Source organism: Vibrio sonorensis, from assembly GCF_001854765.1.
Taxonomy (GTDB): Bacteria; Pseudomonadota; Gammaproteobacteria; order Enterobacterales; family Vibrionaceae; genus Vibrio; species Vibrio sonorensis.
In genome coordinates this window covers 113,212-125,302 of the sequence record NZ_LJJE01000035.1, presented here as the reverse complement: position 1 = coordinate 125,302, position 12,091 = coordinate 113,212, and the positions used below count along the sequence as shown (strand labels likewise).

Annotated in this window: 9 protein-coding genes and 2 pseudogenes; 3 read left to right on the top strand and 8 right to left on the bottom strand. The window is 45.7% G+C overall.

The window, feature by feature from the left end; genetic code table 11:
* Nucleotides 1-11: 11 nt before the first annotated feature.
* Nucleotides 12-884 carry a Tim44 domain-containing protein gene (locus BLO31_RS06575; RefSeq protein ID WP_070963727.1) on the bottom strand — a complete coding sequence of 291 codons (873 nt, stop codon included), beginning with the start codon at nt 882-884 and terminating at the stop codon, nt 12-14.
* 241 nt (nt 885-1,125) lie between these two features.
* Between BLO31_RS06575 and BLO31_RS06570 the strand changes: the two genes are divergently transcribed.
* The 3 genes and pseudogenes from BLO31_RS06570 to BLO31_RS06560 all read left to right on the top strand — a co-directional run bounded on the left by BLO31_RS06570 (nt 1,126) and on the right by BLO31_RS06560 (nt 4,642).
* The gene (locus BLO31_RS06570) at nt 1,126-1,716 is read left to right on the top strand and encodes a TetR/AcrR family transcriptional regulator (protein WP_070963725.1); all 591 of its coding nucleotides are present in this window, start codon (nt 1,126-1,128) and stop codon (nt 1,714-1,716) included.
* A 15-nt stretch (nt 1,717-1,731) separates the two neighbouring features.
* On the top strand, nt 1,732-3,606 hold the full coding sequence (locus tag BLO31_RS06565; RefSeq protein WP_070963723.1) for an MFS transporter: 1,875 nt from the start codon (nt 1,732-1,734) through the stop codon (nt 3,604-3,606).
* Between the two features lie 107 nt (nt 3,607-3,713).
* A pseudogene (locus tag BLO31_RS06560) lies at nt 3,714-4,642 on the top strand (YeiH family protein).
* Here the strand turns inward: BLO31_RS06560 and BLO31_RS24280 are convergent.
* The 7 genes and pseudogenes from BLO31_RS24280 to BLO31_RS06525 all read right to left on the bottom strand — a co-directional run bounded on the left by BLO31_RS24280 (nt 4,601) and on the right by BLO31_RS06525 (nt 11,970).
* Complete coding sequence (locus BLO31_RS24280) at nt 4,601-4,783, bottom strand: hypothetical protein (protein WP_070963721.1); 183 nt, start codon at nt 4,781-4,783, stop codon at nt 4,601-4,603. The pseudogene BLO31_RS06560 and the gene BLO31_RS24280 sit on opposite strands and share 42 nt — an antisense overlap.
* A 95-nt stretch (nt 4,784-4,878) precedes the next feature.
* Nucleotides 4,879-6,234, bottom strand: coding sequence for an o-succinylbenzoate--CoA ligase (menE, locus tag BLO31_RS06550; protein WP_070963719.1), 1,356 nt, complete (start codon nt 6,232-6,234; stop codon nt 4,879-4,881).
* Nucleotides 6,234-7,223, bottom strand: coding sequence for an o-succinylbenzoate synthase (gene menC, locus BLO31_RS06545; protein WP_070963716.1), 990 nt, complete (start codon nt 7,221-7,223; stop codon nt 6,234-6,236). Before menC ends, menE begins: the two co-directional genes overlap by 1 nt.
* A gap of 69 nt (nt 7,224-7,292) precedes the next feature.
* A complete protein-coding gene (gene menB / locus BLO31_RS06540; RefSeq protein WP_070963770.1) occupies nt 7,293-8,159 on the bottom strand; it encodes a 1,4-dihydroxy-2-naphthoyl-CoA synthase in 867 nt (288 codons plus the stop codon).
* A gap of 20 nt (nt 8,160-8,179) precedes the next feature.
* Complete coding sequence (gene menH / locus BLO31_RS06535; RefSeq protein WP_281182209.1) at nt 8,180-8,974, bottom strand: 2-succinyl-6-hydroxy-2,4-cyclohexadiene-1-carboxylate synthase; 795 nt, start codon at nt 8,972-8,974, stop codon at nt 8,180-8,182.
* A complete protein-coding gene (menD, locus tag BLO31_RS06530) occupies nt 8,961-10,667 on the bottom strand; it encodes a 2-succinyl-5-enolpyruvyl-6-hydroxy-3-cyclohexene-1-carboxylic-acid synthase (RefSeq protein WP_070963712.1) in 1,707 nt (568 codons plus the stop codon). The genes menH and menD overlap by 14 nt, the downstream gene beginning before the upstream one ends.
* Nucleotides 10,664-11,970: pseudogene (locus BLO31_RS06525) on the bottom strand (isochorismate synthase). Before BLO31_RS06525 ends, menD begins: the two are co-directional and overlap by 4 nt.
* Between the last annotated feature and the right edge of the window lie 121 nt (nt 11,971-12,091).

Sequence of the window (12,091 nt, the reverse complement as noted above, 5' to 3'; positions counted from 1 at the left end):
AATATCAGAGATTAGCCTTGAATACCGACAATTAGCCAAGGCGAATTTTGTGTTGAAAGATCTCTTTCTAAATGCCAGATATCGCTGATATCTTCTTCGATACCTTCTACCGGATCGCGATAGCGTCCTGAGAATTGTATGCTTAACTGCGCCGTTTGAGCGTCATAGTCTGCTCTGACAATCTCTGCGTCCACATACATCACATCGGTATGTTGATCACCATCTAGCTTGGCACGCTCTGACTTTAAATCTTCAAACAAGCTTGCAGATACGTACTCTTCGATTTTGTCTAGCTGATTGTGGTTCCACGCGCCTTGAAGGATGCGATAGTGTTCACGGGCACCTTCTACAAAAGCAACTTTGTCAAAGCCCGGTGGGTAGTTGTGAGGCACATCTGTACGCGAACCAAAACCGCCATTTAGACCAGATTGAGGCTGCTCAAAGTTGTGCACGTTAGGTTGTTCAAACCTAGGAGCATTGCCCCCGTACGCCGCCTGCTGGCGATGCTGGTTAATACTACCCTGCTTAGCACCAAGTACGTTTTTCAGCAGTTTGAAGATAACAAAAGCAATCAGGCCAAGGATCAAGATATCCATAAACTGAATACCGTCAAATGCTCCACCAAAAAATGCCGCTAAAAGGCCACCAGCGAGTAGACCGCCAAGCAATCCGCCCATCAAACCTTTTTTGCTCGATGACTGAGTTTTACCTGTTTGATCTTTGCTTATTGTGTTGGTGTTTTTCTGCTCTTGCTTAGGTGCCGGTGCCGTCTTATGGCTTTTGCCAAATGACTTTTTACCACCGCCAAATTTTTTCGCTTCTGCAATGGGTGCGACTGCGACAGAAACCATCAGCAGAGCGACCAGTGAAAAAAGACGTTTCATGAATATCCTTCAAGGTTAAATTTGATGCTATTTCAATAAGATATTGAACCAATCTATCAATCTGCGACTGTAGCCCGATAAAATACCCTGTCATTTTTATCATAACCCTCTTCTAAAATTAATAAAGTAGCGATTAATGTTTTTCATGTATCAGAATATTGCAAACTTAACTCTCTTTAGTTGACGATACTCGGTATGCCTAATTAGAATATTGAACGTTGTTCATTTTAATTAGTTAGTTATGGCACGAAGAAACGATCACACGCGGGAAGAGTTGATTGCCCTCACCCTTAAAACTGTCAAAGAATTCCTAAACGATCACTCGTATCACGAGTTAAGCCTTAGGAAAGTGGCTACTATGATTGGTTATGTACCAAGCACACTTGTCAATGTATTTGGCAACTACAATCTCTTGCTTCTTCACGCCGTCGCTGAAACGCTGGACGAGCTTAGTGAACAAGCCCAAGAAGTTGTCAGCCAAAGCCAAGATCCCAACGAAGCGCTTTATCAACTCGCCTATTGCTATCACGACTTTGCTACAGTAAATAGATACCGCTGGCAACTGATTTTCGAACATAAAATGAACGGTGAAGTGCTTCCCGAATGGCAAAAAAACCGCATCGATAGTATGACGGGCATGCTGGAAGGTCTTCTTAAAGTGCTTGCGCCAAGCCGAAGCGAAGCTGAAGTTTTGCAAGCCAGCCGAGTATTGTGGTCGGGTGTTCACGGAATCACCTTGTTAAGTGTTGATGATAAGTTCTTTGCAGCCGAGCCTGTTGACGGTAAGGTTTTAATTGAGAATCTACTTTCTAATTACCTACGCAATTGGTAAGCATAAGGAAATGCAATGCCACATAACAGCCAAGCCTCTCTGTTAAGACAGCGACGCTTCCTACCTTATTTCGTCACTCAGTTTTTCGGCGCTTTTAACGACAATATCTTTAAAAACGTCTTGCTGTTATTCGTCGCTTTCGCCGGTGCAGGTGTCCTACCAGTATCGAGCAACTTATTTATTAACTTAGCCGCAGGCCTATTTATACTGCCTTTTTTCCTTTTTTCTGCCTCAGCGGGTGTATTGGCCGACAAGTACGAAAAATCATGGTTTATTCGCAAAGTTAAACTGGCAGAAATTGGCATTATGACTTTAGGGGCTATCGGTTTTATCACTGAAAGTTACCTCATTCTATTACTGCTACTCTTTTTGATGGGTACTCAGTCAGCGTTTTTTGGACCAGTAAAGTACGCCCTTTTACCCCAGCAACTAAAGCCACAAGAGCTCGTACCGGGAAACGCATTGGTTGAAACGGGCACGTTTCTCGCCATTTTAATAGGAACCCTTGGCGCGGGTATGATCGCTTCCGCTGAAAGTGCCAAATATGTTGCGGCCTTTTGCGTCGTTCTATTTGCCTTGTGTGGTTACTTTTCTAGCCGTTTTATTCCAAAAGCTTCGGCTAGTGCTCCCGATTTATCTTTTCGCTGGCAACCGATAAAACACACTAAACAGACGTTAAGGGTTGCCAAGTCAGATCGAGTTATCTTTCTCTCAATCATGGCCATTAGCTGGTTTTGGTTCCTTGGGGCTGCTTACCTTACTCAGTTCCCTAACTTCACTAAGATCCATTTAAACGGCAATGAGAGTGCTGTCTCTTTCCTTTTAGCGCTTTTCTCAGTTGGTATTGCGGTTGGTTCACTGGCTTGTGACAAACTTTCTAACCACCGTATTGAAGTGGGGATTGTCCCTATCGGCAGTTTTGGTATTACAATTTTTGGGTATCTGATGGCGACTTCAATCCCCGAAAGTCTACCTAGCTTTGATTCGTTTACAGGCTTTGTTGGTTACCAAGCGCTTTGGCCGCTGTTCTTTTACCTATTGATGTTAGGCGCATCGGGCGGTGTGTTTATCGTCCCGCTTTACGCATTACTGCAACAAAGAGCAAAACCAACCGAACGCGCTCAAACCATCGCTGCGCTAAATATATACAACTCTCTCCTTATGGTCGGTAGCGCGATTCTTGGTATTGTCTGCCTTAGCATATTGGAGATGAGCATTGTTCAGTTGTTCACTTTGCTAGCCATACTGAACTTGTTAGTCACTTTATATCTCTTCTTGCAAGTCCCTATTTTTGTTACTCGATTCTTGGTTTGGATCCTGACTCATACCATGTATCGTGTTAATCATAAAAACCTGCATCACCTTCCTGAAAATGGCGGCGCGCTTATTGTGTGTAACCACGTCAGTTATATGGATGCGCTGCTTCTTAGTGCCGTTTGTCCTCGACTTATTCGATTTGTCATGGAAGAAGAGTACGCCAACTTGCCCCCGTTGAGACGTTTCCTCAATCGAGCTGGGGTAATCCCCATTTCGGCGAGTAACCGCAGCTCGATTAGAAGAGCGTTCAACCAAGTCGAACAAGCGTTAAAAGATGGACATATTGTGTGCATTTTCCCAGAAGGCCACTTAACTTCAGATGGTGAAATGGGTCCCTTTATGCGCGGTATGGATTTAATTCTTAAGCGCAGTCCTGTCCCTGTTATCCCACTTGCGCTAAAAGGCATGTGGGGCAGTTATTTCAGTCGCTTTAAAGGTTCAGCATGTAAGGGGTTACCTTCTCGCTTTTGGTCGCGAATCGAAATCGAGGCGGGCGAACCCGTTCCCCCTAAAGATGCCACTACCAGCGTCATGTTCGAAAAAGTCTCCACTCTGCGCGGAGATTGGCAATAGCGACTTTTATGTGCGTTCAGTTTTTCTGAACGCATGTTCAAAACATACATACTTACTTGAATCAAGCGTTCCGCTAAAATGTATTTTTGCCGCTGATTCTGATGTCAATGAACGATAAACACCAAACGATCCTGTTCTTTATTGCTGCCGCTGCTTGCTTTACTCCTTGGGTAAACTCACCGACCGCTTTAGTTGTGGGTTTTCTCCTCGCCTCCTTGGGCTGGGTTCCTAAGCAACTTCCTTTGTCTAAAATGACTAAGCAACTGCTAGCACTATCGATCGTCGGACTTGGGTTTGGTATTCAGTTTGATCAGGCACTAGAGGTAACAGGCGATGGTATTGGTCTGATCTTAGCGACAATCATTGGCACCTTAGGTTTTGGCTGGGTCATCGCTAGAAAGATGGGCTTAGATAAAAGCACTGGCTATTTGATCTCTTGTGGTACGGCTATATGTGGTGGTAGTGCTATCGCTGCCGTTGCGCCGGCGATCAAAGCAAAAGACGACACCATAGCCCTTTCTTTAGCGACCGTATTTGTACTCAACGCTTTTGCCCTGTTTATCTTTCCCGTTATCGGTCATGCCCTTTCGCTAGATCAGCACACTTTTGGAACATGGGCGGCCATTGCCATCCACGATACCTCCTCGGTTGTTGGGGCCGCTTCTGCTTATGGTGAAGAAGCACTGACAACTGCCACAACCTTAAAATTGGCTAGAGCGCTATGGATCATTCCTCTCGCGTTATTAAGCGCTGTTATCTTTCGCAGTGACTCGCGTAAATTGCACTGCCCTACTTTATCTTTTTCTATTGCGCAGCAATTGGCATCAGCGATAGTTTTGTGCAATTTGAGGCGATTTACGACGTGATTTTTGGGCTGGCAAAACAGACTTTGGTGTTGTGCCTGTTCTTAATTGGTTGCAGTGTATCGGTAGACAAACTCAAAGCGGCTGGTCATCAGCCTCTGGTGTTTGGTGTCGCTCTGTGGGCAATTATTTCAATGACTTCCTTGGCTTGGCTTCTTTTGACCAACCATTAGTCGGCGGCTCTTTTTGTGTTGAACGACTATAACAACCACCAGTAAAAAAGCAGTAAGCTCCGCAAGGGCACGGTGTAATCCACTGCTTTGCATCGCAATCACTATTTGTAGTAAAACAAGAAAGATCAAGACGGCACGCATTTCCATATATCCGATAACTATCAAATCCACAGTTATTATGAAACATAGATATAAGAGTGGAAATTCAGTTTTGGACTATGAAATTTCTATTTCAACTAACCTTGAGATTCATGGTGCTCAATAAGTGCTTTACGCGAGACTTTAATACCTGAAGCCAGCAGAGTTTCTGGTATCAAATAGTATTCTACTGGCCACTTAAACTTCACCAAATACTTGGCCAAAATAGACTCTATTTTCGACTTAGATAGGGGCTGTTCGACCCAATCAACATAAGCAACGGGGCGATAACCATAATCAGCATCTGGTTGAGGGAGTACCAAAGCATTGCCGATCTCTGGTATCGACATCAATGCCCCCTCAATTTCCTCGCAGTGAATGTTTTCTCCACCAGAGATAAATTGATTATCAGTGCGGCCTTTGATGACAAGTTGGTCATTGAGCCATTCCCCTAAATCTCCAGTGCAAAACCACCCCTCCTTATCAATCAACGGGTTGATTTTACCTTGGTGATAATACCCCTCTGCCAGCGTATCTCCACGCACGTATATTTGAGAGTCTTTGATAGTGAGTTCGCGCTTAGGTAAGCAACCGCCAACACCTTTTAGGCCATCGTAGCGTTTTGCAGTGATGGTTGATGCCATCTCTGTCATCCCATATCCAAGCCAAGTATCAATGTTTCTCGCACTGGCTTGCTCACACAGTTCAAGAGGAATATTGGCACCACCGAGAAGTACCCGCTTTAGCCTGTCAGTGGCATTGGTTGTCATCAGCCTTGAAAGCTGAGTGGGAACAAGTGAAGCATGGCTAACCCCTTGAATATCAATGCTTAGATCCCCTTCGCCTATTTTCAAACAAGCGCCAGCGAGAAGCCATCGATACACAATTGCCAAGCCAGATACGTGGTAGAGTGGCAGACTTAGCAACCACGTATCACCTTTATTAAAGGAGAACGGCTCAAGTAAACCTGACGCAGAAGCAAAGTGCTGTTGATGAGTGTGTAATACGGCTTTAGGCGTGCCGCTGCTTCCCGAAGTAAATGTAATCGTGGCAGGAGACGATACTTTGTAACTCGATTGAGGGTTAGAACTCTTCACCCGTTGACGCCAACGACAAACATCGGCTTGAGAAGACCATATCCACCTAGGCTGTTGGGGAGAATAAAGGGTATTTAAACAGGTCTCTAACTCGCTGTCGGGACGTGGCATTGTCACCGCCGTCATCGCCGATATCCTATGACAAGCCAAAATCAAAAGCAGAAGATCAACACTATTTTTCCCTATCGCAGTGATCAGGCTGCCGTTACCAATTCCCTTTTGTTCAAGTGACTGGGCGAGTTGATCAATGGCGTTATCTAAGGTTTGCCATGTGTAGTTTTTTTGCGGAGTGATTAAGGCAAGTTTATCAGGGTGTGATTGTGCCCACACCCTGACGGGATGACTATCCCATTGCATTACAGCTCCTGCCAGATAAGTGACTGCTCACTTAAAGAGCGAATAGGAAGATCACTTGTCGGCCAAGGTACTTCTAGCTGCTCCGCAAACAGTGAAATAGTATCTAATCCGGGCACGGTTTCAGGTGTTAACCACTGAGCCATTCTCGCCAACTGCGTTAAGCCGAGAGAACTTTCTATCGCAGAGCTAATCACCACTTTGATACCTAGATTTGCGGCACTTTTCACTAGTTCCTGACAGCGTTGAACCGAACCTATCAGGGTAGGTTTAATAATGATGGCCTTTGCGCCAGTTAAATCTTCTAATCTAAAGTCTGGATTTCGCACCGCGTGTTGCAGCGTTTCATCCCAAGCAATCGCAATGCCTGTATCTATCGCAAATGAAAAGCTATCTCCGGGAACCTGACAAGGCTCTTCAATAAACGAAATTCTCTGTCTTAGAGAAGGAGCAACATGCTTGGCAAACTCTTGTGCTTTTTCCGCTGACCACACTCGATTGGCATCCAATCTCAGTGTTAGATCTGGAATGGATTCCAAAAACAAGCTCACCGTCAAACCGTCGCGAATCGCTTCGTACAGTCCAACTTTAACCTTAGCGACTTTCTCGCCACTCATATTGGCAAGCTTAGGTAGCAACTCATCGGGATCCCCAGAGCAAAGCGGAGCAGCTTGGTAATTACCCGCTTGTGGTAGACCATTTTCTAGTTCTAGCTTCGCCATTGATAAGCCAAAGGCGACGGAAGGATACCAAGAAGTATCATCCACCTGTTCACCTTTCACCCATAGAGAAGCCTGTTCAACTAACTGAGCATAAGCTTCTTCTTCGGTTTCACTACTGAAACCCGGCAAAGGAGCGATCTCCCCTCGGCCGAATTTGTCGCCTTCACTGAGTTCAACAATAAATCCAACTCGCTCAGTTAGGCGCTGCTCTCGCAGTATCACACCACTATCCATAGGCAGTGCGTAACGGTAAATTTTCGCCGTTCTCATCGTTAACCCTTCACATCCATTTCATTAAGTGCCGCTTTTCTACTTGTACGTTCTAGAAAAAGTCGCGCATTAAGGATTACGTGGAAATTTATTAAAGTCTGGACGACGCTTTTCATTAAATGCGTTGCGCCCCTCTTGCCCTTCATCAGTCATGTAGAACATCATAGTCGCATTACCGGCTAACTCTTGCAGTCCCGCTTGTCCATCACAGTCTGCATTGAGTGCCGCTTTCAAGCAACGCAGTGCCATTGGGCTGTGTTGCAGTGTTTCACGACACCAACGCACCGTTTCGCGCTCAAGTTCTTCCAAAGGAACAACCGTGTTAACCAGTCCCATATCCAGCGCTTCCTGTGCATCGTAAAAGCGACATAAGAACCATATTTCACGCGCTTTCTTTTGACCCACGATACGAGCCATATACGATGCGCCCCAGCCGCCATCAAAGGATCCAACTTTCGGGCCAGTTTGACCAAACTGAGCGTTTTCGGCTGCGATAGTTAAGTCACACATCATGTGAAGAACGTGTCCGCCACCCACTGCCCATCCAGCCACCGATGCAATCACGGGTTTTGGACAAGTACGGATCTGACGTTGAAAATCAAGAACGTTGAGGTGGTGCACACCAGAATCGTCTTTGTAGCCGCCGTAGTCACCGCGGATCTTTTGGTCGCCGCCTGAACAGAAGGCTTTTTCGCCTAGGCCAGTGAGTATGATGACGCCTACTTCTTCGTCATAACGCGCTTTTGCTAACGCATCAATCATCTCTTTGACGGTCTGAGGTCGAAAGGCATTACGCACTTGTGGGCGTGCAATAGTAATCTTAGCGATGCCATCATCGGACTTGTGATAATAAATGTCCTCATATTCGCCGGTCACATCCTGCCAGTTTACGGGTGCGTAAAGTTCTTCTTCGGTAATGCCTACTGTTTTAGCCATGCTGTATCCCATCTATTCTTCTATCCGTTACCCATATGAGTTAAAACGGTTTTTTCTATTACTGCCGCAAAAGCTTTTGGGTTCATCTTATGTGTATTGTGTCCCGCTTTTGTTATTTGACTAAAAGACAGGCCACTTTGTTCTGCAATAGAACGAAATTTTTTGTCTTTTTCGCCAACGATATAATGTACTGGTATTTCAACCTGCTTTAACTGCTCTAACAAGTAGGGTTGTTTAGAGAGTGAAGTTGCCAGCAACATATGACCAATCGCCGCGCCTAGATTATCACTGCGAAGGTCTATTAATTCTTGTCTTTGCTCATGGTTTAAGTCGGAAAACACCGCTTGTTGGTACCAATCGTTCAACACCTGTTCAATGGGTTCATTGCAAAATCGCATGGACCATTGTTGGTCTGATTGCCATCTAAGGTGTTTTTCCTCATTAGACTGCAAACCAAAATTACCGCCCTCTATTATCGCAGCCACCATTGTCTCTTTGCTTAGACAATCACTCATTAATGCGTGCATGATGATCCTTGCTCCAAGTGAATAGCCAATCAGCACATAAGGCTGCTTAGGCGGTAAGGCCTCTTTTAAAGCGCGTTTGAGCCAACTATCGCTATCGGTGAAATCATCAATATTGTAATGCGATAACTGTCCATGACCGGGGAGGTCAAGGCATAGTGAAGGGAAGTGCGGTAAATATTTAAGGGTGGACTGCCAATCTGAAACATCGCCGAGTAAGCCGTGAACAAATACCAAGACTGGCATTTCCCCATGCTGAGTTTTAACGGTGCTGCGACTACAAACGGGCACTATCACTCACCACTTTTTTAATCGTTTTACTGGCCTCATCTGGCGGCGTTTGAATTTCGACTAACAAGGTCCCCTGCCCTGACTTCAGATGATCTTTCGCCGCTTGTACGGTTTGTTTCATTTCACTCGCCAAGAGATAAGTCAGACCAAACTGTTTAGCCGCGTACTTAAAATCCATGCCGTGAGGCATTTGGTAGAGTGCTATTTTTTGCTTATCGGGAACAGGTAAAAGTTCGAAAATCGACCCACCGTCATTGTTGGTCACAAACACGACAACTGGCTCTATCGCGTGTTTTAATAGCGCAAGAGAGTTCAAATCGTAGAGCAATGACGTATCGCCAAGAACGGCCACTCCTGCCCGTTGATTCCCTTGAAAAACACCCGAAGCGGTAGCGATTAGGCCATCGATACCAGACGCGCCTCGATTGGTATAGACTCTGTTGCCGTCTAAATCAGAAAACATATCGACGAGACGAACAAAAAGACTGTTTCCTATAAACAGGTCAACATTGTCAAAGTTCGAAAGCGCTAAGGCCAAACCCAGTTCACTCGCTTTAACAGGGCTTTCAGATGCGATAAGTTGTTTTAACTGCACAACCATTGGTGACAGTTCTCTTTCCCATCCGCCGTGTTCAAGTTTGTCTACTAACAGGTTGTCATTAACCCAACTTACCCAATTAGACACTGGCGCAATATACTGCGTTTGTGGCACATGAGCGGGGTTCAACCTTTTGTCTTGTGGAGTAACTAACCAGTACTGACTTTTCTTTAGCGCAACTTGCTGCTCTATCCACTGATTAAGTCGTTTGGAGACCAGACGCGCACCAAACTGAACAATCAGATCGCAACTGGCGAGTTTATCAGCCCACACCTCGTTTTGTAGCCAGATATCGAAATGAGCCCAAGCACTGCTTACTCCCGACTGAGGATCGGCTAACAAAGGCCATTGAAGTCTCTCCGCTAACGCTTTTACTGCCTTAGCCTCTTCTCTGTCAACCGAGCCTAGAACGATGACGCCCTTAGCTCTTTCGATAGATTGCAAAGGGACACAAGGCGAAAGCTGGGGGTGAACTTGCTCAATGTAAGTTTTTCCATTCTCGCGCCAATCTATCACCGCATCTCTATATTGAGCGTGATGCTCTAATGGTAAGTCGGTATACAAGGGCTCTGGATACGCACAATTAATATGAATTGCACCGCCTTGTTTAGCTTGCTTATCTAATAATTGATCGACAGAGGTCAATAACCAAGCCAGTGGTGTAGATGTACTTGGTGAAGGCAAATTTATCGCACCTGTTACATGATGAGAAAAAATTCCCGTCTGTTCGATCGCCTGATTTGCTCCGCAATCAATAAGCTCAATTGGCCTATCGGCGGTCAGTACAACCAGCTTTTCGCCAGTGAGGTTCGCTTCTGCGATAGCAGGCAGAAGATTGGCAACCGCCGTGCCTGATGTCACCACGACAACGACTGGCTTTTGGGTGGCCTTGGCAAGGCCTAACGCATAAAAGCCTATCCCTCTTTCGTCATAGTGGGTGTGTATTTTCAACTGGGGGTGTTCGGCCGCTTGCAAAGTTAATGGCGTAGAGCGCGAGCCCGGTGCGATGCACACATGCTCCGCGCCAAATCGGTGGATCTCTTCTAGTAGAGTTTCGCTCCAAATGCGGTTAACGACCGCTTGTTCTTGATTCATGAAGCAACACCGAGTGGTGGGTGATCACTGATCAGTGACAAAAGCGTAGACATTTTTTTGTCGAGTTCCTGCCACTCACTTTCCGCTATCGAACCCGGCACAATACCCGCTCCGGCAAATAACTGAATTTGCTTATCCACAATCAGAGCACTTCGAATTGCCACGCAAAACTCTGCTTGCTGATGGCTGATATATCCGATAGATCCCGCATACCAACCTCTGGCAAAGTCTTCATTTTCACGAATAAATATCAAGCTTCTTTACGCGGTAAGCCCGCAACTGCTGCCGTAGGCTGCAGCGCGCCTAGCAACTGAATGCCATTGATCCCTTCATTGAGTTTAACTTGAATGGTGCGCTTGAGGTGTTGCACCTTTCTAAGCCTAACAAGACGAGCTTCATCTTCCACTTCAATACTTTGCGAGTGAGGCTCTAAACGCTCAATAATGTCATCAACGACATACTGATTTTCATTGAGGTTTTTGCTATCTCGACTTAACCAGTTGGCTAACTCCATATCGTGGGTCGCATTGTTGCCGCGCCCTATTGTGCCCGCTAGTGCTTCGGTGTGCAGTTCCCGTTCATGTCGATAGTAGAGCCTTTCTGGCGTCGAACCAATAAAACCGTGCTTGCTATCTAATGCCAACATAAAGTGGAAGCTGTGATGATTTTGCTGGTAACTCGCCTTGAGTAACTGAGTCGGCTTGACTTCACTCGATAGATCCAGTTCGGTTTTTCTCGCTAAAACCACTTTTTTAAATTGGTTTTGGTCGATACCACACAAGGCTTGTTCCACTTTCTTTTCCCATTGGGGAAGTGCTGGGGTATGCGTCATAGCCGTAATATGAGTGCTAATTGGCGCAAGCGGACGCACATCTAACGAAAGCTTACGCAAGTTGCTAAGTGTACGGCTGATATCTGTATTGAGATTCACGGCAAGCGACCATTGACGCTCGGATCGAATCAATTCTATTTGGGGTAAAAAGAAAAATGACGGCATGCAACGACGGCTTTTATCGCTCTCACCATCAAAGGCTTTGCCCCCCCACACTCTTTGGCCTTCGTTGAGAACGGTGTACGCAGGAGCGGGGTCGGAAAATGTAAACAACTGCCCCAAAGCGACCACTTCTTCTCGTGTGTCGCGGGACTGCCAATAAAATTTAGGATAAATAGGCTGGGCATCTAGCCAATCGATCGCAGAGAACTCTGGTGAGAGATCCAGAACTTCTTCAATGCGCGTAACGCCATCCTCTGCTTGTTTAACGCGTTCGATCAAAGCTTTAACGGCTTGATGAAAGTGTGACAAATCAACCTCGTTAGCTGAGTGAACCTTACCCAAATAATCTTAACATACAGTATTTGGATTCTTTAGAAGGCTACTCTATGGTTAGACCATGTAGAGATCAAGGTTGTCTTGCATGTTTTAC